Annotated in this window: 24 protein-coding genes and 1 other RNA gene; 18 read left to right on the top strand and 7 right to left on the bottom strand. The window is 34.8% G+C overall.

Going from position 1 to position 24,498, the window contains the following annotated elements; translation table 11 throughout:
- Positions 1 to 29 precede the first annotated feature (29 nt).
- The 9 genes from K4422_RS02980 (at position 30) to K4422_RS02940 (ending at position 8,761) form a co-directional block, all read left to right on the top strand.
- Positions 30 to 500 carry a GAF domain-containing protein gene (locus K4422_RS02980; RefSeq protein ID WP_206905317.1) on the top strand — a complete coding sequence of 157 codons (471 nt, stop codon included), beginning with the start codon at positions 30 to 32 and terminating at the stop codon, positions 498 to 500.
- A gap of 224 nt (positions 501 to 724) precedes the next feature.
- Positions 725 to 952 (top strand): hypothetical protein, encoded by a 228-nt coding sequence (locus tag K4422_RS02975; RefSeq protein ID WP_206904693.1) that lies wholly within the window; start codon positions 725 to 727, stop codon positions 950 to 952.
- A gap of 568 nt (positions 953 to 1,520) precedes the next feature.
- Positions 1,521 to 2,279 carry a hypothetical protein gene (locus K4422_RS02970; protein WP_230709092.1) on the top strand — a complete coding sequence of 253 codons (759 nt, stop codon included), beginning with the start codon at positions 1,521 to 1,523 and terminating at the stop codon, positions 2,277 to 2,279.
- A gap of 237 nt (positions 2,280 to 2,516) precedes the next feature.
- A complete protein-coding gene (locus K4422_RS02965; protein WP_230709090.1) occupies positions 2,517 to 5,048 on the top strand; it encodes a sigma 54-interacting transcriptional regulator in 2,532 nt (843 codons plus the stop codon).
- A gap of 74 nt (positions 5,049 to 5,122) precedes the next feature.
- A complete protein-coding gene (locus K4422_RS02960; RefSeq protein WP_230709088.1) occupies positions 5,123 to 5,596 on the top strand; it encodes a PTS system mannose/fructose/N-acetylgalactosamine-transporter subunit IIB in 474 nt (157 codons plus the stop codon).
- A 22-nt stretch (positions 5,597 to 5,618) separates the two neighbouring features.
- Positions 5,619 to 6,404, top strand: coding sequence for a PTS mannose/fructose/sorbose/N-acetylgalactosamine transporter subunit IIC (locus K4422_RS02955; RefSeq protein WP_230709086.1), 786 nt, complete (start codon positions 5,619 to 5,621; stop codon positions 6,402 to 6,404).
- A gap of 1 nt (position 6,405) precedes the next feature.
- Complete coding sequence (locus tag K4422_RS02950; protein WP_230709084.1) at positions 6,406 to 7,218, top strand: PTS system mannose/fructose/sorbose family transporter subunit IID; 813 nt, start codon at positions 6,406 to 6,408, stop codon at positions 7,216 to 7,218.
- Positions 7,219 to 7,236: 18 nt separating this feature from the next.
- On the top strand, positions 7,237 to 7,632 hold the full coding sequence (locus K4422_RS02945; RefSeq protein ID WP_230709081.1) for a PTS sugar transporter subunit IIA: 396 nt from the start codon (positions 7,237 to 7,239) through the stop codon (positions 7,630 to 7,632).
- 7 nt (positions 7,633 to 7,639) lie between these two features.
- On the top strand, positions 7,640 to 8,761 hold the full coding sequence (locus K4422_RS02940) for a glycoside hydrolase family 172 protein (RefSeq protein WP_230709506.1): 1,122 nt from the start codon (positions 7,640 to 7,642) through the stop codon (positions 8,759 to 8,761).
- A 356-nt stretch (positions 8,762 to 9,117) separates the two neighbouring features.
- On the opposite strand, the gene K4422_RS02935 is transcribed toward K4422_RS02940, so the two are convergent.
- A complete protein-coding gene (locus tag K4422_RS02935) occupies positions 9,118 to 9,663 on the bottom strand; it encodes a TetR/AcrR family transcriptional regulator (RefSeq protein ID WP_230709078.1) in 546 nt (181 codons plus the stop codon).
- Between the two features lie 129 nt (positions 9,664 to 9,792).
- Between K4422_RS02935 and K4422_RS02930 the strand changes: the two genes are divergently transcribed.
- Positions 9,793 to 10,641, top strand: coding sequence for a hypothetical protein (locus tag K4422_RS02930; RefSeq protein WP_230709075.1), 849 nt, complete (start codon positions 9,793 to 9,795; stop codon positions 10,639 to 10,641).
- 211 nt (positions 10,642 to 10,852) lie between these two features.
- Here the strand turns inward: K4422_RS02930 and K4422_RS02925 are convergent, their stop codons facing one another.
- Positions 10,853 to 11,458 carry a TetR/AcrR family transcriptional regulator gene (locus tag K4422_RS02925; RefSeq protein ID WP_230709073.1) on the bottom strand — a complete coding sequence of 202 codons (606 nt, stop codon included), beginning with the start codon at positions 11,456 to 11,458 and terminating at the stop codon, positions 10,853 to 10,855.
- Between the two features lie 146 nt (positions 11,459 to 11,604).
- On the opposite strand from K4422_RS02925, the gene K4422_RS02920 reads away from it, so the two are divergent.
- The 5 genes from K4422_RS02920 to K4422_RS02900 all read left to right on the top strand — a co-directional run bounded on the left by K4422_RS02920 (position 11,605) and on the right by K4422_RS02900 (position 16,422).
- Positions 11,605 to 12,513, top strand: a complete 909-nt coding sequence (locus tag K4422_RS02920; RefSeq protein ID WP_230709070.1) for an ABC transporter ATP-binding protein — start codon at positions 11,605 to 11,607, stop codon at positions 12,511 to 12,513.
- 15 nt (positions 12,514 to 12,528) lie between these two features.
- Positions 12,529 to 13,410, top strand: coding sequence for an ABC transporter ATP-binding protein (locus tag K4422_RS02915; RefSeq protein ID WP_230709067.1), 882 nt, complete (start codon positions 12,529 to 12,531; stop codon positions 13,408 to 13,410).
- A gap of 12 nt (positions 13,411 to 13,422) precedes the next feature.
- Positions 13,423 to 14,808, top strand: coding sequence for an ABC-2 transporter permease (locus K4422_RS02910; protein ID WP_230709064.1), 1,386 nt, complete (start codon positions 13,423 to 13,425; stop codon positions 14,806 to 14,808).
- 181 nt (positions 14,809 to 14,989) lie between these two features.
- Entirely contained in the window at positions 14,990 to 15,742 is a 753-nt protein-coding gene (locus K4422_RS02905; protein WP_230709061.1) for a hypothetical protein, read from the top strand.
- 17 nt (positions 15,743 to 15,759) lie between these two features.
- Positions 15,760 to 16,422 carry a transmembrane-type terpene cyclase gene (locus K4422_RS02900; protein WP_230709060.1) on the top strand — a complete coding sequence of 221 codons (663 nt, stop codon included), beginning with the start codon at positions 15,760 to 15,762 and terminating at the stop codon, positions 16,420 to 16,422.
- A 110-nt stretch (positions 16,423 to 16,532) separates the two neighbouring features.
- On the opposite strand, the gene ssrA is transcribed toward K4422_RS02900, so the two are convergent.
- Positions 16,533 to 16,896, bottom strand: a transfer-messenger RNA (tmRNA) gene (gene ssrA / locus K4422_RS02895).
- Positions 16,897 to 16,967: 71 nt separating this feature from the next.
- Positions 16,968 to 17,747: a Cof-type HAD-IIB family hydrolase gene (locus tag K4422_RS02890; RefSeq protein WP_268990977.1), complete on the bottom strand. Its 780-nt coding sequence runs from the start codon at positions 17,745 to 17,747 to the stop codon at positions 16,968 to 16,970.
- 380 nt (positions 17,748 to 18,127) lie between these two features.
- On the opposite strand from K4422_RS02890, the gene K4422_RS02885 reads away from it, so the two are divergent.
- Genes K4422_RS02885 through K4422_RS02875 form a run of 3 tightly spaced genes read left to right on the top strand, consistent with a single transcriptional unit; the run spans position 18,128 to position 20,658 of the window.
- Positions 18,128 to 18,469: an SdpI family protein gene (locus K4422_RS02885; protein WP_230709058.1), complete on the top strand. Its 342-nt coding sequence runs from the start codon at positions 18,128 to 18,130 to the stop codon at positions 18,467 to 18,469.
- 9 nt (positions 18,470 to 18,478) lie between these two features.
- Positions 18,479 to 19,195: a response regulator transcription factor gene (locus K4422_RS02880; protein ID WP_206904686.1), complete on the top strand. Its 717-nt coding sequence runs from the start codon at positions 18,479 to 18,481 to the stop codon at positions 19,193 to 19,195.
- A complete protein-coding gene (locus K4422_RS02875) occupies positions 19,195 to 20,658 on the top strand; it encodes a sensor histidine kinase (RefSeq protein ID WP_230709057.1) in 1,464 nt (487 codons plus the stop codon). Before K4422_RS02880 ends, K4422_RS02875 begins: the two co-directional genes overlap by 1 nt.
- Positions 20,659 to 20,849: 191 nt before the next feature.
- Here K4422_RS02875 and K4422_RS02870 read toward each other — a convergent pair whose 3' ends face one another.
- The 3 genes from K4422_RS02870 to K4422_RS02860 all read right to left on the bottom strand — a co-directional run bounded on the left by K4422_RS02870 (position 20,850) and on the right by K4422_RS02860 (position 24,380).
- Positions 20,850 to 21,335, bottom strand: a complete 486-nt coding sequence (locus K4422_RS02870; RefSeq protein ID WP_230709056.1) for a hypothetical protein — start codon at positions 21,333 to 21,335, stop codon at positions 20,850 to 20,852.
- A gap of 95 nt (positions 21,336 to 21,430) precedes the next feature.
- On the bottom strand, positions 21,431 to 22,162 hold the full coding sequence (locus K4422_RS02865; RefSeq protein ID WP_206904680.1) for a hypothetical protein: 732 nt from the start codon (positions 22,160 to 22,162) through the stop codon (positions 21,431 to 21,433).
- 106 nt (positions 22,163 to 22,268) lie between these two features.
- Positions 22,269 to 24,380 (bottom strand): LTA synthase family protein, encoded by a 2,112-nt coding sequence (locus K4422_RS02860; protein ID WP_230709055.1) that lies wholly within the window; start codon positions 24,378 to 24,380, stop codon positions 22,269 to 22,271.
- Between the last annotated feature and the right edge of the window lie 118 nt (positions 24,381 to 24,498).

Below are 24,498 nucleotides of genomic sequence, written 5' to 3'. Positions count from 1 at the left end.
GTTTGGGGTATAATCCCCAACAAGAGGTGATGTGCGTGGCTTGGACGAAAGAAGAAAAAATAGCTGCTTATGAATTATTATTACTGCAACAAAAAGGATTACTTGAAATCGAGGATGATCTATTGGCAAATCTCGCCAATTCTTCTGCTTTATTAAAGGAAACTTTGCCGGATACTGTATTTTCTGGCTACTATCTTTTTAAAGATGATCAGTTAATTTTAGGCCCATTCCAAGGGCGCGTTTCCTGTACCCGCATTCAAATGGGGAAGGGTGTTTGTGGTGAAAGCGCTCAAAAACGACAAACAATTATCGTAGCCAATGTGAAAGAACATGAAAATTATATTTCCTGTGACTCTGCTGCGCTGTCTGAAATTGTCGTGCCTTTGGTTAAGAATAATGAATTGATCGGAGTCTTAGATCTTGATAGTAGTAAAACAGGTAGCTACGATGAAATTGATCAAAATTTTTTAGAGGAATATGCACAACTACTAATGCAGTAAACAAAGTAGCTAAAAGAAAAATTACACAGACAGTACGAAGAACAATTCATTAAAAATTAATGCTTTTCAATTTTTATTAGTTTAAAAAACTCTGGATAACAGTCTTTACGAGCTGTTTTCAGAGTTTTTTTGTCTTTTTTTGTTAAAAATACTTGGCAGTATAATTAAATAATGGTATATTTATATTATAAAATAATGAAAATAAGGTTATAAAAGGAGAAGCAATGAACAGAGATAATATTAGTTTAGGTCATGTATATGAATGTAAACCAGTCGGACTACAACGTCGTGTTATTGGTGAAGTTGTTAAAAAATTGGAGAATTGCCTAGTATTAAGCGTTGAAAAATATGATTTGGTTGATCATGATGAAATTCAAGAACGCTTTGGGAAAGTTGTTGTGAAATACTCAGAGGTTTATGGCAAAGCTGAAGTAGAATGTTTCTTTAGTTAAGTTAAACTAAGATTTTTAGAAAAAACAGGAGTCTAAAAATCAAAAAAAGACTTCAAAAAGTAGCTTGTAAAAATACGCTACTTTTTGAAGTCTTTTTATAGTTTAGCCTGCGATAGTTAAAGAGGTGCCATACACCTGGGCCACTTTTTATTTAAGACAACAAAGAATAGATCCAGTTAAAAGGGATAAAAAATAGTTTTTCCAAATTAAAGACCTCCTTTTTTATCATTTTAACATGCAAAGGAATTACATAATGATGAATTTTTTTTACAGTTTAGCAAAAATTAAGACAAAAGTGACAAAAATATAACAGCGGATAAATCATTTTTTACGGGACAATCAGTATGAAATAGTGCACTAAATTTAACGTAAATTTAGTTAAAGAGATTAATCTTTGCAAAAAAAATATTTATTGTTTTGTCATGTTAAAATAATTGGACTATTGGTATCATTATACTGGCAGAGAAACTGAAGGAAATATTTGTTTTTTTATCAAATTTGACATTTTTAAGTAACCGGTTTACCATAACGGATATAAAAACGCTTTAAAACTGGGAGGACAACACAGGTGAATGCTCCAAATCTTATATTTGATGTAACTTTTTTGGATGAAAGCATGGGCTACACAAAAGAAATACTATTAATTGATTTGCAAAAAATGGGTTTTAAAGGAATCACTATTCACCACAAAATGCTTGAAGAAGTAGCAAAAACAGATGAAATAAAAAAAATAGCGGCCATGGCACAAAAATTAGGGTTAAAAATTAGTTATGTTATTGAAGATGAATTGTTTAAAATGGGCCGGTTAAATAAAATGGTGCCGCATTATTTAATGGAAGCTAAAAATTTAGGAGCAACAGAGCTAATTTTAACTATTGGTGACTATAGCCCAGCTGGATTAAGAGCCCTTAGAAAATTAGATTCATTGGCCATTACAATAACAGTAACCAACGATCAAGCTTATCCATCAGGAAGACTCGATAAGATTGCAGAGTTTCTTTTAGCAGTTAAACTACTTCCTATTAATCTAGGCTATCTGTTTAATCTTGGAAATTGGCGTTTTGTTGGAGAAGATGAGCAAGTTGCCGTAGACATGCTAAAAGAGTATATCACAGAAATTTTTTTGCAAGATGTTACATATATTAATGAATTACCGGTCATAACAACACCAGATTGTGGCTTTGTTGACTGGCGACAAGTTTTGCGCTGCTTACCAGCCAATGTAGATATTGTTCTTTCGTTTCCAACTACTTCTCTTGCTGAGATTAAAAAAGTGAGAGACCTAGTGCTGGAACATAACGCTATTCCTTCAGTGGAAGCGAGCTAGTTTTCCACACATATTTGTAAATATGTGTTTTTCTATTTTTTGGAAAAAAAGATGTTATAATCATAGTGTCGAACTATATCGATTAGTGTTAAGCGGAAGTGGTGAAGGCGTATTTTAAAAGAAGAAATTTTTCAATATGTTAAGAAAAATACTAAAAGTAGTACGAATTGGAATGGTAATAATGCACAAGCAATTGCACTGCAATTTGACGTTAGTCGTAATATTGTTTCACAATATTTGAATGAATTTGTAAAAGATGGCGTGATAGGTAAAATTAATAGTCGGCCAGTTATTTTTTTTACGCTTCCTGAAAGAGCTACTAAAGAGCAGAATTTTTCTTCTTTAGAAGAAGCAAAGCAATGGGTGCTACAAAATGATCAATCATTGTTAGAAAGTGTAATTGGTAGTAAAGGAAGTTTGAAAAATACTATTAGTCAAATTAAAGCCGCTATTCAATATCCTCCCAATGGTTTGCCAATTTTAATTCACGGAGCTACAGGTACTGGTAAGAGTTTTCTAGCTCAAGGAATTTATCAACATTTAAAAACTTATCGATTAATTGATGAGAATGCGAATTTTATTGCAGTAAATTGTAGTGAATACGCCAATAACCCAGAATTATTTTTGGCGAATTTTTTTGGATTTGTTAAGGGGGCTTATACTGGAGCGAATGAAACAAGAAAAGGTTTGGCAGAACTAGCAGATGGTGGCGTTTTATTTTTGGATGAGGTTCATTCACTTAGTAACGAATGTCAGGAAAAGCTTTTTCAATTTATGGATGCACAACGTTTTCATCGGCTTGGTGAAAATGAGCAATGGTATGAATCCCATTGCCGAATTGTATTTGCTACGTCAGAAAATCCTGAAGAAAATTTATTGACAACACTATTAAGACGTATCCCAGTAAAAGTAACATTACCAATCCTTCAAAGGCGAACAGTTTCAGAAAAAAAGCAATTGATCCAATTATTTTTTAAAGAAGAAGAAGCAAAATTGCATCGAAAAATTATGATTTCCAATCATCTCTTTTCTTTTTTACAACAAAATGATTTTGTAGGAAATGTCGGAAATTTGAAAAATGTAATTCAACTTTCTTGTGCAAATGCCTTTGTAACGGATTTTAGTGATACGGAGATTTTGAACGTACAAATGACGAATTTGCCGGAAAATATTAGTCGTCATAGCTTTACGATAACCTTGTCAAATGCTAAGAGTGAACTAATTTGGCTCGACGATTTGCTAAGTAGCGAGCAGATTTTGTCTTATCAAACTTTTTTGGGTGAATTAAGTTCTATTTTCTCTAGTAATTACGTGCAAGATAGTTTATTCGTTCAATTTGATCATTTTTTTAAACGCCAGTTTCATCGTATTCAAATGGATTTAGCAGTCGACGATACGAGTTACTTAGCAATTAAGTTTCGTCAATTTATTAAGATATTAGAAAAAGAATATCAACAAAATGTTGATTCCTTCTATTTAAAAGTAACGCTCTTTTACTTAAATCAATGGAGCAGCGAAAGAAACAGTATAATTTCAAATGAAGAAATTGATGAATTATACGATTTCTTTGTAGCCAATTGTAGTCGTGAAAAAAATATGGTTGAAGAGTTTTATAATCATTGTGATGGTACTTTTAGTAAACTCGAGAAAACAATTTTAATGTTATTATTCCGATTAATGATAGACAAAAATTTTACTCAAAGTCGATTAGCATTAATTATTGCACACGGGGAAAGTACTGCGTCATCGATTGCTAAAACAGTGAACACATTGGCGGGTGATTTTATTTTTGATGCGATTAATATGCCTTTGCAAAGCAGTTCAGAAGAAATTTCCAAACAAGTGAATAGTTATCTGCAAGAGAGGAGTACTTTTGATGAGTTGCTCTTATTAGTAGACATGGGATCTTTAGAGAAAATTCATGAAAGACTTAACTTGCCATCCAATAAGAGTTTAGGGATTTTAAATAATGTTAGTACTAAAATGGCACTAGATGCTGGACATCAATTGCATTTGAAAATTCCATTAAAGGATATTTTAGCCAGCATTCAGCATAATCACGAAATTAAGGGGATTTATCAAGCTTCAAGAATTAAAAGAGATATGATCCTCTGTTCTTGTGCTAGTGGCTTAGGGACTTCCTATAAGTTAAAAAGTATTTTAGAAAACAGTTTTCCAAAGAAAACAGATATTCTAATTGAAACTTGTGATTTTTATTCATTAGCAAATGAAAACTATATTGAAGAATTAGAAAAAGAATATAATATTCTATTTATTGTAGGTACGTTGAATCCAGAACTAGAAAATAAAATATTTTACTCTATCGAGGAATTAATTTTGGGAATAAATATTGAGGAGCTAGCAGGGCAATTAAAACGACATTTTACTGAAAAAGAAATTACTGATTTAAATCAAAGTATTTTGAAAAATTTTAGTTTAACTAATTTGATGGAACAGCTAACTATTTTAAATCCAACTAAACTGCTAGAGCAAGTGACAGATGCTATCTATATTTTACAAAATGATATGAATTTAGTCGTGGACAATAATACTTGTTTTGGCTTATATGTTCATATAAGCTGCTTGATTGAACGTTTGGTGACACAATCACACTTACAAGATGAAATTAATCTCAATTTTGATGATGTTAAATTACAAAATTTTTATTATAAATTTAAAAAGGCCTTTACTGTCGTTGAACAATATTATAGTGTCGAAATTCCGCCATTTGAGGTAAGTTATGTTTATGATTATATAAAAAAAGCTTGATTTATCAAGCTTTTTTTATTTTGGCACACTAATTGCTTATAAAGAAATGAAAATAATTATTTGGAGGAAAAAAGATGAGTATTGTAATGACAAGAATTGATAACAGATTGCTACACGGAATTATTGTAACCCAGTGGGCACCGATGTCTGGTGCAAATCGTGTGATGGTGATTGATGACAAGGTAGCAAATGATGATATTGCAAAAGCAAGTATGCGTTTAGCACGTCCGGCAGGTATGGCTGTTTCAATTATTACAGAAGAAACAGCAATTAATAATTTTAAACAGGGAAAATATGATCGTGAGAAGGTTTTTATTATTGTAAAAGAACCTGAAACCATTCTTCATTTAGTAGAAAATAAAATTTCAATCACTAAACTAATTGTAGGTGGAACTGTCGTGAAAGAAGGAGGAAAACAACTATCACCTCGTGCATACGCAACACAAGCAAATGCAGAAACTTACCAAGATTTAATAAAACGTGGTGTTGAAGTTGTAACACAATTTGTTCCAGCAGATAAAGCTCAAAATGTTGCAGAAATGCTTTAAACAATAGAAAGGAAGTAAGAAGATGCACTTATCAATATTACAAATTATTTTACTAACCGTTTTAGCTTTCATTAAACATGTAGACTATTATGGCATTCCAATGCTGTTTGTGAATTATCCTGTATTTTGGGGATTATTCACTGGATTATTAATGGGAGATGTAAAAACGGGATTAATTGTTGGTGGTACTGTTCAATTGATGTCTTTAGGGGTAGCTGGTTTTGGTGGTTCATCTGTTCCTGATTATGGAACTACGACAATTATAGCTACAGCTTTTGGTACAAGTTTAGGCGTGGATGCAGGTTTAGCAGTTGGTTTACCCGTGGGGATGCTTGGGGTTCAATTAGACGTCATTGTAAAAATTTTAAATGGGTTTGTTGTAAGAAAATCCCAAGAATATGCGAATCAACAAGAGTTTAAAAAGATGACTGGCATTTTGTGGTTGGGCCCATTACTTTTTGGACTTTCAGCAGCCCTACCAGTATTTTTATCTGTTACATTAGGTCAATCTGCTGTTAATTATTTATTAGAACATATGCCAACTTGGTTTATGAGTGGATTAACTTTAGCAGGTAAAATGTTACCAGCAGTCGGGATTGCAATGTTATTACGTTTTATGCCAACCAAGAAATATATGAGCTATCTATTGATTGGTTTCTTCTTAGCCGCATTTTTAAAAGTACCTATCATTGGTGCTGCAGTAATTGGTTTTGCTTTAGCGTATATTATCTATCAACGAGCAGAAAAAGATGCAACCTTAGCGGCTCAAGGAGCTGGTACACAAGGCTTTATGGGGGAGGACGAATAAAATGCAAAATAATATTTCCAATGAACAATACAAAGTAACAAAAAAAGATTTGCGCAAGGCTAATTATCGCTGGTTAATGAGTGTTTGCACTTTTAATTACCAGTCTCAACAAGGCGCATCTGTTGCCTATGCTTTGTCACCTATTTTGCGTAAAATTTATAAAAAAGATGAAGACTACATTGAATCTTTAAACAACCATTTCCAATATTATAATACGCAACCTTGGTTAGCTGCGATTATTCTTGGAGCTGTTGTAGCAATGGAAGAAAAGCAAGGATTAAGAGCAAAAGACGCGATTCAAGATTTCAAAGTTGGGACAATGGGACCTTTAGCGGGGATTGGCGATTCATTATTAATGACAATGATTCCAACGATTATGGGCTCAATTGCGGCATATATGGCATTGGAAGGAAATCCAGTTGGTACGTTATTGTGGTTAGCTTTGATTTTAGTTATTTTCTTTTTCCGAATGCGTGCTTTTGAGTTTGGTTATAAACAAGGAACAAAAATCATTACTGAATACGGTGAAAAAATTACGTATTTAACTGAAGCAGCCTCTGTTTTAGGTTTAACGGTAGTTGGTTCTTTAATTGCGTCAGTTATTAATGTGGCAACGCCAATTAAATTTAAATTTGGAGAAGTTGCTATGGAAATTCAACCGATGCTGGATAAAATTTTACCTGCATTAATTCCAGTAGCTATTACAGGGTTAGCTTATTATTTACTATCTAAGAAAAAAGTCAGCATGACGATACTAATTTTATTAGTAATTATATTTTCAATGATTATGGCAGGATTTGGTATTTTAGCTTAAAAAAGTTAGGTGGAAGTTATGAGAAAATTTGTGATTGCAAGTCATTCGACTTTAGCACAAGGATTTAAAGAAACATTAGAATTTTTAACAGGTCAAGGTGATCGTGTAACTGCATTATGTGCTTATGTGGAATCAAATGAAGAAATTGACGAGGTTGTGGATGAGCTAGTAAGAGAAAATAATGAAGTTATTGTTTTGACAGATATGGCTGGAGGCAGCGTAAACCAAAAGTTCTTTGCCCATATTTCCGATAAGATTCATGTCATTGCTGGACTAAATTTGCCTTTAGCGATGAGTATTTTACTACAATTAGATGCGCCTGAATTAGATTTGCCAGCTTTAGTCGAAGAATCAAAACAGCAAATTCAATATATGAATAAAACGTATACTCAAATTGATGATGAGGATGAGTGAAAAAATGATGGAACAGTTAAAACCAATTTGGATGCATCAAGGGGAAGAAAGTCGAACGATTACTCCAGAAAATAAAAGCGGAGAAAAGGGAAAAGCTGCTATGACGGCTAGTCATTTAGGTATAGGGCGTAAAGGTACACCGTCTGTTCCGATTAATCCAGGCGAGACGATTGTTTTGGCAGAATTAGATGGACCGGGAATTTTACGTCATTTTTGGATGACGGTAACCGATAAAACTACTGCGGGGAGTTTTGTTTTACGTGATTTAATTTTACGAATGTATTGGGATGATGAAACAGAACCTTCTGTAGAGTGCCCATTGGGAGATTTTTTTTGTAATGGTTTTGGGACTCGCTGTGACGTGAACTCACTACCGATTGTTGTTAATCCGACGTCAGGAATGAATTGTTACTTTGAAATGCCTTTTCGAAAAAAAGCTAAAATCACACTAACAAGTGAACATCCTGAATTTATTAAACATATTTTTTATACGTTTAATTTTGCTTTGATGGCTATCCCAGAAGAAGCTATGTACTTTCACGCTAAATGGAATAGGGAGCGTATTACCCAAAAAGGTGTTGATTATACGCTAATTGATAACGTAAAGGGCAAGGGCTATTATATTGGTACCTATCTTGCACTTTGTGCTTTGGAACGTTATTGGTGGGGAGAAGGTGAATTCAAATTTTATATTGACGGGGATAAAGAGTTTCCAACTATCACGTCAACTGGAGCGGAAGATTATTTTGGTGGTGCATGGGCCTTTCACAAAAAAGACTTTGGTGAATTACCACATGCACAATGCTTTAATACGATGTATATGGGCTATCCGTTCCAATCAAAAAGAGATCACACACGAGATTTTTTTAGTGCCGGTAAACCTAACCCGAATCCTGTTCACGGTTTTGGTGATGATGCATTGCCGATGCATGGTTTGTATCGTTGGCATTTGCCAGATCCAATTGCGTTTCATAAAGATTTACGGGTAACTTTTCAAGATTTAGGAAATGACGATATTAAATTATATGAACGTGAAGATGATATTTCAACAGTCGCTTATTGGTATCAAACTGAGCCGCATCAGGTTTTTGCACCTTTATTAGTACGAGAAGAACGATTACCAAGATAGTATTTTTGCTACGAAAAAAACTATCGGATAAAAAAGTTAATACCTCCAATTTATCTCTCCACTACTTTATATTAGTGGGGATTTTTTTATTAAACTAAAAGTTTAAAGTTAATTACTATTATTAGAAAAGCTAATTTGTTGCCACTTTATTTATAGCCCCTTTTGACGATGCCGTTTGTAACTTTATTAAAGAATATTTATGTTTGATTAGAATAATAAAGATGTGACAATTTTGTTAACTTCTTATATTGGAGTTGCAATCATCTATACAAACCATGCTTAAAAGGAGTTGATCTTCTTTTGAGCATGGTTTTTTTTGAAGGGCTTATACATATCTTTTATCTTTACCTGTGATATCAGGAGAAGTATGTGATTATTTTTGCTAAGCCGTCTCTGATTTCTTTTTTTGAGGGGACGCGCTGTTTCTCCAAGATAAAATCAAAGTTACTTAAGGCTAGATTTGTAATGATATACTGACCAAAATCTTCTGTTTTAAAGTGTAAAATTTTTGAATAAGTTTGATTAAATAAGTTGCGGAGCTTTGCATCAAAGCTATTCATACCAAAATTTAATTGACGCAAATGTTGAATTTCAACTTGATTTTCCATAAGGTAATCTACCAGTGCATCGTTGAAATAGGCGTAGCTATCAAAATATGTTGCATTAAGCTGTTGTGGCATGCTTTTTTGGATCACGTTTTTTATAAAAGCAAGATGCTGATTAATTATTTTTTCTGCAAGTTGATAGGTATTTTCATAATGGGCATAAAAAGTTGTACGATCAATTTTACTTGATTTAGCAAGTTTAGAGACAGAGATTTGCTCAAAAGGGATTTGAGTTAAAAGTTTTATAAATTGTATTTGTAACATTTCGTCTGTTCGTTCAAAACGTAAATCAGCCATGTTCCTCCACCTTTCTTATTTTATTCTACAGGGTGTTGTATTAATCTACAATTGAAAGATCTTAGTTGTAGATATCTTATTACCAACGGATTAGTATGAACTCATCAAATGAAAGTTGAGGTTTAGAAGATGAGTGATTATAAAATTACCTTTACGGTGGATGGTCGAGTTGTTCCTGAAAAAGAAATATTAGAAATGGAACTGAGTCGATATCACCATGTATTTCGAATTTTTGATAAAAAGAATATCCCGGTATATTTGGACAACAAAGAATTAATTCTTGCTGAGCTACTTCAATTACCATTAGAACGTGCAAAAATTGCTTTAGCTCAAACCCGTGAAGCGTTAGGTAAGGAGAGAACATTGGAACTTTTTGCACCCGAAATTGAACAAGGGGACAATATGTGGCATGAAATTGGTAATACTTCTAGAGCGGGAGGCAATTTCCAAGAAGCTTATGTTGAGGTGGAAACAGAAAATATTACATTAGAGCAATTTATGTTATTTAATCAATCTTTGATGAAAAAAAATAATCTTTATTTGCCTTCCACGATTCATCCAGAACATTATTATTTTGATGCAAATCATAAAGGTGAACAAATTATTATCGAAACATTTGGAATGTACAAAGAACCTTCTTATTTGGACTTAAAGCCAGGTAGTAAAGCAGATTATCCTATAACGCCTGATCCACAAGTAGACGTGGTAATGGCGGGCAAAACCTATTTAGCCAATGACCATAGTGATACAAAAATGTTGGGGATGCATCAGCTGTCCAAAACAAAAAACGGTATGAAGGTTAAATTAGGCGTTTTTTTACCAGAAAATGCGCCTAAAGAAATCGCTGAAGGGCACAAATGGCACTTAATGGTAGAATTTAATAATGGGTTGCATATTGCCGCACAACAACATCCTAATTTTTTACAAAAGAAAATAATGGATGCTGCATTAAATAAAATGAAAAAACAGCAAGACTAGTAAAAGGGTTCACTTTATTAATTTTATAGTGGATTTAGTTAAAAATAAATACGATAAAAAAGACCAAGTGTTTTATTTTAACTGAAAAAAGTTCGAGGGCTTACACTTCCTGTAGAAACCTTGAACTTTTTTCTTGTATAAAAGGTAGTGTCAATATTTACTTTACTAAATCACGTTTTATAAAGTTAATTTTCCAGCGTTATAACACTAGTCATTCTGATTTTTTAATTGCGTTATCTTTAAGCGACTGAATCATATTTTGTCCTGATTTGGAATCTAGTCCAGTTAAAAAAGACTGGGAGATTAGCGTAATTAGTTCGCTTGAAGTAAGGTATTCGCTATATTTTACCCAACTTCTAAAACTCGCAATGACACCCGAATAAAAGGCCTCGTAAATGAAATATACCTCAGCAGATGCTTTGTCAAATGGTTCTGGAAGAGCAGCAAATCCTGGAAGTTCGGCTTTGAGGCGATCAGTAAAACGATTACTGCCATAATTACCTAGTAGAGCTGCTAGGTAATTTTTTTTTGTTTCAAAAACTAAAACCATTTTATTTAACCATTCTGTATCGTGTATGTCAGTGGGGAAATCTGTTCCACGAGTTATGATGATAAAGTCTACAACATCCTCTTCAATGTAGTCGAGTAAGTCATAGATATCTTTGAAGTATTGATAAAAAGTACTGCGGTTATAACCGGTTTCTCTAATTAGTTCCTGTACTGTTATTTTTTCGATAGGTTTTTCTTGATATAGTCTACAAAAAGTATCAATGAACTTTTGTCGGGTTTTATCGGTAATTTGCGTTCTCTTTTTCATGGTAACTAGATCCTTTTCGTGTAAATCCAACAATCTGAAAAAAATTGTTGGTTGTTTCAAAAAATAATTGGTGTAAAATCCTTATGTGTTAAACAATACAACACATTGTTGTATTAGTAAATATATACGAAGGAAAGGGATTAGATATGTCTGTTCTTGAAATAGAAAATGTAACCAAAGATTATGGACATGGTCGCGGTATTTTTGATGTGACGTTCCATGTTGAAGAAGGCGAAGTTTTTGGCTTCTTAGGTCCAAATGGCGCGGGAAAAACAACCACGATTCGCCACATTATGGGATTTTCAAAGCCACAAAAAGGGCACACATACGTGAACGGCCGCGATAGTTGGACGGAGTATTATATCAATCAAAAAGATATCGGCTATTTACCTGGTGAGATTGCTTTACCCGAATCATTGACAGGAAAACAATTTATTAAAATGATGGCAGAATTACGAGGTATTACTGATTTAACGCATACGGACTATCTCATTAAGAAATTTGAGTTAGAACAAAATGGTGGCATTAAACGGATGTCTTTAGGAATGAAGCGAAAACTAGCCGTTGTCACAGCTTTTATGCATGATCCTAAAGTTTTAGTTTTAGATGAACCAACATCCGGACTTGATCCCATGATGCAAGATGTCTTTATTGAGTTTATTAAGGAAGAAAAACAACGTGGGAAAACAATTTTGTTATCAAGTCATATTTTTTCTGAAATTGATGCGACTTGTGACCGAATTGCGATTATAAAAGATGGTCGCATCGTCTCTAACTTTGTGGCGGACGAATTGCGACATAAAGAAACGAAAACATTCAAACTAGAATTCGTGCAAAAAAAAGATTATGACCGCTTTATCAAAGCTACGGGTTCTTCAGATGTCATAGATATTGTTCTAGAAAAACCACAGCATCAACAAGTCAAAGTGGAAGTCACTGATGCAAAAATCAATCAATTCTTTTCTATCATTGCTGATTATGAATTGAAATTTATGTCTGAAGTACCTTTTACGTTAGAAGACTATTTCATGGACTTCTATGATCGAAATAAATAGGAAGGACTGTTTACTATGTCGCTAATTAATTTAAACCATATTACCAAAGATTATGGTAATGGACGCGGAATTTTTGATGTCAACATTGCGATTGAAGAAGGCGAAGTTTTTGGCTATGTTGGAACAAACGGTGCTGGGAAAACGACTACGCTCCGACATCTCATGGGCTTTTTGAAACCCTCTAAAGGTTTTGCTACTATTAATGGTCTGGACTGCTGGGGACAATCTGCCGAAGTCAAAAGAATGGTTGGTTATGTCCCAGGAGAAATTGCCTTTCCAGATGCACCAACTGGGAATGCTTTTTTAAAACGCCGAGCAGAGCTGTTAAACTTAAAAGACATGCGTTACGCAGAAGAAATTATCAAAAAACTGCAACTAGACCCTTCCGCTAATTTGAAACGGATGTCTAAAGGAATGAAGCAAAAAACCGCCATTGTGGCAGCTTTTATGACGGATTCACCAATATTAATTTTGGACGAACCGACAACTGGGCTTGATCCGTTAATGCGTGCAGAGTTTGTTGATTTAATTAAAGCTGAAAAGAAAAAAGGAAAGACAATTATTATGTCTTCTCATATGTTTGAAGAATTAGAAGATACTTGTGACAAGGTCGCTATGATCAAAGATGGACACATTATTGATGTAAAAGAAACTAAAGAAATTAAACATAACCAAGATAAGGTTTTCAAAATCGAGTTTAAGACAAGTGCTGATTATCAACACTTTTTGACAGAATCCTTCAAATTTACCGAAAAACGGCCAAATCAAAACCAAGTAATCATTGAAATCAACGATCAAGAGATTAATCAATTTAATCGAAGGATTCGTAAATATGAAATTAAATTTATTTCTGAAAAGAAATATACCCTCGAAAAATATTTCAAATCTTTATACTAGGAGGCTTCATTAATGTTTAACAAAACTATCTTTAAACAGACTTTCAAATCAAATTATCCACTCTGGATAATTTTTACGGTCGTTATGACCGCTGTAAGTTGTCTATTTATTATTGTGTATGATCCTAAGACGATGTCAGGTATGTCTGAAATGCTTTCAAATTCTGGCATGGGAGATATTGTTGGTGATCGTTTAGCAACGATGACCTCTATATTAGGATTATTAAGTAACAGCTTCTATGCGATGGTGGGTATCGTTTTACCATTGATCTATATTATTATCACCGCAAATTCGTTAATTGCCTCTCAAGTGGATCGTGGCTCAATGGCCTATACACTTTCAACACCAATCAAAAGAACAACTGTTGTTGCTACACAAGCAATCTATTTGATTTTAGCCATTTTCTCAATGGTTACAGTAGTAACAGGTGTAGGGATGGTTACGGCGGAAGTTGCTCATGGTGGCGTGTTCAGCGAAGCCCGTACAGCAGATATTAAAGAGAATGCGGTATATCTAGATGTTAGTGAAGACAAATTGGAAAATCAATTATACCGAATTTTAGATAATGAAGCAGCTGTTAAAAAAGGCGCTGAGGCTCGAGATATTGATCAAGAAACTTATAAAGCCTATTTAAACGTCAAAATGATGGATGAAGCTTTCAGCGCTTCTGCTGATAAATTGAATAAAAAGAAAACAACAGTCAAGAAAAATCCAGCTTTGATTTTGAAAAGCGAAGGTGCATTAACCGCTGGGGCTAAAGTAATGGATATCACAAATGAGCAGTATCATACGATACTTCAGCAGAACGTTGCAGCAAATGCCAGCGAAGAACAAACACAAGCCCTGCAAGAAAAAATGATGAAAGGTATGGCTGCCGCTGCCAAAGCCATGAACATCGACACTGAAAAAATTCAAGAAAATATGGACAAGTTAAAAGATGACGAAGATGCCTTAACTGCAGCTGAAAAAGCCTCGGGTGTTCCTAAAGCACAATTTAAACAAGCTATTTTACAACAATTGGCCCAGCAAGAATTGAATATGGATGATGGCTTTGATTTTAATGTTAAACAATATGTGTTGATTAATCTTGGATTATTCTTACTGCTATTTGCTTTAAGTAGTATTTCGTTTGCAGCATCTAGTATTTTTAATCTGACAAAATATTCGATGATGTTTGGTGCGGGAATTCCAATTACTTTCTTTCTATTAAAAATGATTTCTGAAACAAGTACGGATTTAGAAAGTTTAAAATACTTCTCACTAAACAGTTTATTTGATGCAGAGGCAATCATCTCTAATGGTGATTATGTCCTAAATTTTGTGATTTTAGCTGGGATAGGGATTGTTTTATATGTAACCGGAAGTGAATGGTTTAAGAGAAAAGATTTACCGTTGTAAATAATAAGCAAGTACATTAGCAATAATAGCTACTGTACTTGCTTTATTTGCTTATAAATATTTTCCAATCATATTGATTGATGCTAACTATTCAGTCAATGATGATAAAAACTTATATTGTAGGGAAACATTGCAGTTTCTGATGTAAAAATATAGCCAAGGAGATTATAAGAAAAGCATTATGAAGAAAACAAAAATTAAGGTAATTATTGACGGTAAAGAATATACGCAACAAAGTCTTGAAAAGATATATATTGACCGTTGTTACGATACACTGCATGAATTAAAAAAACTTGGGGCAAAACTTTTTGATATACAGGGGAAAGAAATAGCAGCTAGTGAGATAGATATTTTATCACCTGAAAATGTGCGCAGTATTTTACTTTCAAACAAGCTGCGTATCGGAAAAGATGAGTTGAATAGACTTTATGATGAACAGTATCGACAAGCGGATAAAATGTGGACGGAGATTATAGCCAAATCTGATGGTGATTACAGCAAGAAAGCCGCTCGTGCCCACATAATTGTTACAGGACTAACCTTCAGTAAATACTTGAAAATTATTGCTTCTGCGATTAAAGTAAGAAAGTTTTTACTTGCCATGCATCCTGATCATATTGATGCGACGATGACTAGCGTAACAGAAATTATGGGTATGTATGGTAAGCCAACTCAGATGATTGGCAAATTAAAAGAACCTGCTCCAGCTCCGACAGACAAGGAGCATAATTTAAGGTTAATTGGTGCCTCGTTTTTGACAAGCTCCCCAAGTAAGAAGAATGCGGTTGCTATGCACCAGGTAAAAAAGATTAAGGGTGGAATTGATATGCTTGCAGGTGCTTATTTCCCCAGTGCAACGCCACAAGAACTGGTAGATGGTCACTCAATTCACATGGCACTTGAAATATCCAATATATTTAAGAATGTTATGTAGTAAAAGGAGGATTTGATATGCAGGAAATGGTAAAAGCAATTTTTATGATTATTAGTGGACTTTGTTGGTCGATTGTCTATATAGAACTTATCAGAGGTAGATTTAAGGATAAAACCTATGCTATGCCTCTGTTTGCTCTTGGCTTGAATTTTGCATGGGAAACACTTTATTCTGTTGACCAACTTTTTCTTGGCTCAGAACCGCTTCAAGGTGTGGTAAATCTTATTTGGGCTATGCTGGACGCAGTAATTATTATCACATATTTCAAATATGGACGTGAATATTTCCCCAAAAAAGCGCAGAAATATTTTATTCCATTTAGCATCTTGGCGTTTGTATCCTGTTTTATCATGCAGTTTGCTTTTTACTTCCAATTTGATAAAGTGCCTGCTTCTCAATATTCAGCCTTTGCACAAAATGCCGCCATGTCTATCATGTTTCTGGCCATGTTGTTTAATCGTGGAAATACACGAGGGCAGAGCAAGCTTATGGCGATAGCCAAATGCATTGGTACACTTGCCCCCACAATTCTTGGAGGGGTGATCGAGTCCTTTAACATCTATATACTTTTGATGGGTAGTATCTGTTTTATATTTGATGCGCTTTATATTATTGCGCTTTACGATATGGAAAAAGAAGAAGTAACGCTAAAATCAACCCTCGATTATTTAAAGTTTTGAAGAGCCTCGACTTTATAATCATGTTTCATTGATATGACAAGCGCCAAATAAAAATGACTGGCAGATTAAAAAAAGAAGTGCAAAACCACTTTTGTGATTTTGCACTTCTTTTATGGAGACGGCGGGAGTCGAACCCGCGTCCAAACACATCGCCACCCAAAAGACTACGCTCATAGTCCGCTCTTTTGAAATTCGCTTAGTAAAACGCCGAGAGACAGGCTTTTTACGTTGCTAGTCTGATAATCTCTGCTAAGTTTTACAGACGGAAAAACTTAGTGTATCCCACTAAATTTGAGACCCTTACCCGAGCACATGGGCGATGCCGGGAGGATCTACGCTAACTGTTTTTAGGCAGCTAAAGCGTAAGAGTTTTCGTTTTTAGCAGTTATATTTAACTGTAACGTTTTAACGTAGCCGTAACCTACGAAGCGCCATTCGAGCTCGAACTATGCCTGTCGAATCCGTAACGTCCCCAAAATAAAGGGCATTACAGCAAAAGTAATTATAACATGAAAGCCAGACTGTGAAAAGTCTAGCAACCTTTTTTACGAAATTAATTCAAAATGTTTTAAGGCATGGACAATGCCGCCTTCGGTATTTTTTTTCGTAATAAAATCAGCTTTTTCTTTTAATACGTCAACTGCATTACCCATGGCAATTTTAATATCACAAGCCTCAAAAAGAGCTAAGTCGTTGGGGCCATCACCAAAAGCGTAAGAAGGAACGTCAGTCAATTGTAGTTTTTCTTGCAGAATTTTTACAGCGTTACCTTTTGAAACAGTTTTTTTAACAGTATCAAGAGAAAAAGGGGTATTGCGATAAAAATTCAGTTGTGGAAATTGGCTCGTGTAATAGGTGTCATTGTCTTGGCCTAAGACAAGGAGCATGTTAACTGGTTTGGTTAAATAACCTTCTGGATCAATAGGCGGAACAGGGGTATGGATAAAGTCATAGGCACCTAGCAAAAATTCATTGTGCGCATTACACCAGATTTCCTTTTCATTGTAAAAAGAAATAACATCGTTGTTTTCTTTAACGGCATCGTAAACTTCTTTAATTAGTTCTTTATCATATACATCTGAAAAAATTATATCACCAGCGACGCGAATAAAGGCGCCATTCATAATAATATCGCTATCGATATTGGCTTCTTTCATAATCGCTGCAACTTCAACTTCAGTTCGTCCGGTTGCGATTACCGGTAAGATGTTGTTTTCTTTTAATTGTGTCATGGCGTCTTTAATTTCAGGACGGACTTGCGATTTATCATCTAGTAAAGTACCGTCTAAATCAAAAAAAGCAGTGGCTTTATAAGTCATTTGCATTTCTCCTTTTTTGCGAGTTGAATAAAGCTGAGGTAGATAACAAGGCATAGGTCATATGTTTTAGTCAAACTACCAAAAAGTAAATTAATCTTCCTTATCACTTTAGCAAAATAATCACAGGCTTACTAGTAATTTTACTGGAAAAGTAAGCGAAATAAAAAATTGGAGTGGTTTTTAGAAAGCCGATTTATAAATGGATTTGATAGTGCTATTTAACAGTTATTGGCGCATATAAAAGGCAACAGTCAAATCTAAAGTGTGTTCTTTGTATTTTTCTTAGCAAAGGGTGAAAAAATCGGCAAGCTTGCTTGAAGAAAATGTGAAGTTGTTGGTCTTGCTTATAAATTTCAGTTATACTATGGGCAAGGAGTGAAGCAGTTGTGATTTTTTTATACGTTGGCGTCATTATGCTGGTTATTGGCTTTTGTTTCTTTTTATTTCCAGCGAAAAAGCCAAATCCAATTTACGGCTATCCCTCAATCTTAGCAAAGAAAAATGTTGGAAATTGGCGGTATGCTCAGAAAATAAATGGCCTTTTTTTATTAGGGATTGGCTTGTTTTGTACATTGATTGGATATTTACTAAAAGAAACGGGGAATACCAATTATTTTATTGCGGAAATGCTTTTAATTCCATTACCGATTATTGGTGTTTTTGCTGGAACAGAGGAACTGTTACAGCGTTTTGATCGTCGCCATACAGCAAAAGACAAGGAAAGGTAGGGGACAAAAATGAATATTTTAATGATTGAAGACAATGAAGCTGTTTCAGAAATGATGCAGATGTTTTTTCTAAATGAAGGTTGGGAAGCAACTTTTAAATACGATGGGCAAGAAGGTTTAGACGCTTTTTTGGCACAACCTGGACACTGGGACATGATTACCTTGGATTTAAATTTACCCGGTTTAGACGGAATGGCAGTGGCGCGGGAAATTCGTAAAATTTCCAAGACTGTACCGATTATCATGTTGACGGCTAGAGACTCAGAAAGTGATCAAGTGATTGGCTTAGAGATGGGGGCAGATGATTATGTGACCAAACCCTTTAGTCCATTGACTCTGATTGCGCGTATGAAGGCTTTACATCGCCGTAGTGAGTTGGCGGAAAAAGTAGCTACAGAAAAAGATGATGATGAGACTTTTGATATTGTCACAAAACACTTCAAAATGAACACGAAAACCAGAGAAGCTTATTTAGATGATACGCTGATTGACGGATTGACACCAAAAGAGTTTGACTTACTTTATACTTTAGCGAAAAAACCGCGTCAAGTTTTTTCACGGGAACAGTTACTGGAATTAGTTTGGGATTACCAATACTTTGGGGATGAGCGCACAGTAGACGCTCATATTAAAAAATTGCGTCAAAAAATTGAAAAAGTAGGACCACAAGTGATTCAAACGGTCTGGGGTGTTGGCTATAAATTTGATGATTCTGGGGTGGCATAATGCGCTACCTTTATCAGCAGTTAATGGCTTTTTGGGTCGTAATTGCCGTAATTTTATTAATTGTTGGTATTTCTTTTACCCAATTGACCAAACAGACCATGGAAGATAATAATTATCGGCAATTATTCGGTTACGCGGAATCGGTGGCTAAAACTGCGCAAAACTATGCGGAGTTGCCCAATGCTGGGGCTACAACGCCAGATGAAAGTCTTCATAATTCTTTGATGTTTACAGAACTTGCGTTAAATCAACAAGACGTTAATTTTGTTTTTGTGGATAAAAGTGGCAAGTCTACCTACCCCACGAATGCTAACGTTCATTTTTCGATTACCAAAACGCAGTGGACGGCGTTAAAAGCTGGCGAGCGACAGAAAAAAACTTCAGATACCAATGTATTTGGTGAACATGAAGTTACCTCCTATGCTATGGTCCCTTTTAATTTGGAAGGGGAATTTTACGGTGCGCTAATTGTGACGCAGCCGGCAAAAAACATTTCAGATAGCGTGAACGCAGTTACCTTGAACTTGTTTAAGGGTTTTATTATTTCGAGTGTGATTGCATTAATCATCAGCTATTTTTACGCGAGTATGCAGGTGCGGCGGATTAATCGTATGAAAAAAGCGACAAAAGAAATTGCTAGTGGCAATTTTGATGTACAGCTACCTGTCCACGACAAAGATGAATTTGATGAACTAGCAGATGATTTTAATAAAATGACGGTCTCTTTAAAGGAATCGCAAGAAGAAATCGAACGACAAGAAGAGCGGCGTAAACAGTTTATGGCAGACGCCTCTCATGAAATGCGTACACCGTTAACTACCATCAACGGGTTACTAGAGGGGCTAGAGTACAACGCCATTCCTGAAAATCAAAAGGGAAATGCAGTCCGTTTGATGAAAAATGAAACAGAACGCTTAATACGTCTCGTCAATGAAAATTTGGACTATGAAAAAATCCGGACCAATCAAATCTCAATTGTAGTCAAAAAATTTAATGGTACCGAAGCTTTAAAAAATATTTTAACCCAATTAGAGGCTAAAGCTGAAGCGGCAGGAGATAAGCTGCACTTTGAGGTTAAAGAACCCATCGAAGTGTATGCTGATTATGATCGTTTCGTTCAAGTGGTGGTCAACATCATTCAAAATGCTATTCAGTTCACGCAAGATGGCGATATTTATGTGAATTTGAAAAAAGGCTACTTAGAAACGATCGTAGAGATTCAAGATACTGGCATCGGCATGACCGAAGAACAACAACGTAACATTTGGGATCGTTATTACAAAGCAGATCCTTCTCGAAAAAATCGTAAATTTGGTGAATCGGGTTTAGGTTTACCAATTGTCCAACAGCTGGTGCGTCTTCATAAAGGGACCATCAAAGTTGAAAGTAAATTAAATGAGGGAACGAAATTTACCATTACTTTCCCAGATGTTGAAATTGTTGACGATACGAAAGAAAAATAAAATAGGAGTAAATCCCCCTTGAAGCTTTTGCGGGATTTACGCCTATTTTTATAACTATAATTATTTAACTTTATTGATCATAAGCCGAAAATTCAAAAATTTAAGTAGCAATTTTAATTTCCTTTCCTTATGATTAAAAGCTGCGGATATTATTAAAGCCTTATTTAATTTAAAACAAGTAGAACCGTAACTTACAGTTCTACTTGTTTTAAATTATCGACTAATGCCTCATCGGTGGTTAAAAGATAGATTACCAAGTCATCTTTTTCAATCAAATCGCGAAAAAGGTTGAAGAGTTGTTGACGTTGCGGGATATTTAAGGCGGTGGTGATATCTTCAAAACAGATAAATTTATTATTTGCTAATAAAGCACGAAAAAGCTGTAACTGAATGATTTCTACCATAGTTAAGCTTGCGACTTCTTTATTTAAAAGTCCAGCGGTGATTTGAAGTTCTTTGGCTAAGGGCAGCTCGGTAATTTTTTGTTTATAAAACTTATTGGGAAAGCCCATTAATAGATTTTCAGTTATCGAAAGGTAAGGAATAAAATCAGGAGTTAAGCTGATTTTGCCAACATCTGCTGTGAGACGTTGTAATTCTCGCTGAAAATTTTGCTGGGCTTCTGATAACGTCCTACCATAAAAAACTTTAAAATTTTGTTGGCTAATTTTTTCCATAAAAACACTTCCTTTACTTTACATGAATAGCCTTTGCGCAAACTAAATAACAATTATTGACTTCAATAGCTTCTTAATGATGGAATCATGACGAATCAATTTATGCTCTTTTTTAATAAGCGTATTTTGGCTAATAAAGCCCCAAGGGGTAACCCAATACCAAAGTTAATTAGCAATAAAAGTAACGTTTGCCAAGCTGTTTTAGTAAAGATCTGTAGCCAATCACGATTGCTAATGAAAACTGTCTGAATTAAAAGCGGGTAGTCCTTTGGTAAGCGGACGCCAAATTTTATATTATTATTTAGATTTGCTAAATCATTGGATCGAATGATTTGTGCAGTATGGGTATGAATCAATTCGCAAAGGCGTTGTACTAGTGGCTGGAAAATCAAAACAAGGCAAATTAGACAGCCAACAATGAAAAGCGCGGGTAAAACAAACTCGTAAGCAATTTGCAACGCAACTCGTAAATGAGAGCGACCTGAAGTAAAAAAGGTCTGTAGTTCTCGTTTGCGGCGAGTAAAAGCATGACCAGAAAACAAGAAGGTAAACAGCGTTAGCAAACTGACTGTTCCTAACACCACCAACCAGTAAATATTTTTCATTTGTGTAAAGAAAAATTGGAGTGGGGCGCTCCATTGTTTATTTTCATTAATTGGGTTGTTGGCAAGTAAATCTTGGAGACCATAGTAAATGGCCTGAGCTGAATTGACTAAACACAGTGCAAAAAATAGTGCGACAGTCAAAAGAACTAGTACGATAAAATAAGGAAGATAGATTTTTTTATGGTAACGTAAACTGGCAACTGCATAATGAACTGTCCGCATTTTTTTCACCTCATAAAAATTATACGAGGTGAGTTTGAATAAAGTATGAAGTTGTTTTTGCAAAAAAAAGAAGTTCCGGTTAAAAACCGAAACTTCTTTTTATAAATTATTTATGACCTTCTGCTTCGTATTGTTTGTAGGTCTTAGTTTGGTATAAATCTTGAGTTGATTTATTCCCATGTTCGGAATAGACACTAGTTGATTTATTCCCTAATTTGCTTTCTTGTTTGCCTAATTGATCCAAAGCATTTTTATAGTTGAATTTTTCAGGATCTAATTCTTTTAAGTTACTACCGGTATAAAAACGTAGCAGATCACCATTATTGATCTGATCAGAAGTTGCTAATTGTTTCCCAACTTCATCTTTCCATTTTGTAACTTGTGTTTTCAACTGTTCATCTGGAGCAGTAATCGCTTGAGCAGTTGCGTTATCGTATAGCGTTCCACCGTAATAAGTGTATTTGTCAGTAACAAAATCACCATCGCGGAAAGCTACAAGTTGTTCGTGTTGTTTTGAAAGTAAGTCTTGACCTAGTTGAATGTAATCTTTGGTATCCACACCCAATAAGTGTAACAAGGTTGGTAAGGCATCAACTTGACCACCATAAGTATGGTTAATGCCACCTTTTGATTGACCAGGGATATGAATCATATAAGGAACCCGTTGCATTTGAGCATCGTCATAACCTGTCCATGTTTCTTTATCTTTACCTAATAGTTCAGCTAAGTTTTTATTCCGTGAAGTTGAAATACCATAGTGATCACCGTATAAAACAATTACAGAGTTATCATATAAGCCACTAGCTTTCAAGTAATGGAAGAATTCTTCCACTGCGCGATCTAAATAGTTAGCTGTAGCGAAGTAGCCGTTAATTGTTTCATCGTTTGTATCCGCCATTGGGAAACCTGCTTCATCATTTGTAAATTGTGAGTAAGGGAAGTGGTTTGAAACGGCAATAAATTTTGAATAAAACGGTTGTTGCAATTGTTCCAAGTATTTAACAGATTGTTCAAAGAATGGCTTATCATGTAAACCGTATTGGAATGAGTTACTGTCATTTACATCGTAGTAAGAAGCATCAAAGAAGTTTTGATAGCCCCAACGTTTATACGTTTCATTTCGATTCCAGAAAGTTCCGGCATTACCATGAAAGACGGCACTGGAGTATCCAAGTGTTTGATTTAGAATGTTTGGCGCAGATTGGAAAGTATTTTTTCCACCTAATTGGGTCATCAAAGCACCTTGATTTAAACCAAATAATGAGTTGTCCATTAATGTTTCAGCGTCCGAAGTTTTTCCGGCCTTCACTTGATGGAAGAAATTATCAAAGCTAAAAGTACTCTTGCTATGATATAAACTGTTGATAAATGGCATTACTTCATGTTCTTTACCTTCAGCATCTTTTAATTTGTAGTCAATTAAAAATTGTTGCGTACTTTCTAAATGAATGTAAATAACGTTTTTGCCTTTGGCCATCCCAAAGTATTCACTATTTGGTGCTGCATAATGACTTTTGACATAGCTTTGGGCTTCTTTCATGTCATTGGCACTTGCTTGGGCCCGAACTTGAGAAGCTTGATAGGTTTGAACACCGTCATAAACGGTAAAAGCGTTAATCCCTAAATATTTGACCAAATAATCACGAGAGAATGTTCGCGTTAATAATTCTGGGCGATCAACTTCAGCTAAGAATAAGTTACCAGAGAAGATCATCACAGATAACGTGGAGATAGCAAATGCCATCCGCGCGCGAACGGGACGATCATCCATCTTAATCTTTTTAGCAAATAACATGGCAACAAGTACCAAGATATCAACGAAGTAAAGTAAATCATAAGGGCGGAACAAGCGAATGGCACTTTCACCTAAACCGCTAGCAACTTTACCAGCTCCAAGCATGGTGTTAATTGTGATAAAGTCGGTGAATTCACGGTAATATGAAACGTTAGCAAAAAGCAATAACGACATCAAAAAGTAAATCACCATCATAGTTATATAAGAAGCTTTTGTGCGTCTGACATATAATGCAATGGACAACAAGAATAAAGTTGTCGCGATTGGATTAATGAATAAGATGAAGTATTGACGCATACTTTCAATGCCTAAGTTAAAATCAACAAAATAGGCAAAAATGTTTTTGGCCCAAAAAAGAACGGCTAATAAGGTAAAGAAGCCCAGCCGTTTATTTAAGAAAGCGGGAGTTTTAATATTTTTCACTGTTTTATCCTTCCTTTTCCAAGTCTGCTTTTGCAAGCTGTAATGAAAAAATGAAAATATACACTGTTTACATTTTACTAATCTGATTTTTTTCTGTCAATTGAAATTGTGATAAGGC

Source organism: Enterococcus sp. SMC-9, from assembly GCF_021011285.1.
GTDB classification, from domain to species: Bacteria; Bacillota; Bacilli; order Lactobacillales; family Enterococcaceae; genus Enterococcus_C; species Enterococcus_C montenegrensis.
Note: the sequence above shows the minus strand (reverse complement) of the source record. Positions and strands in the feature narration are given on the sequence as shown.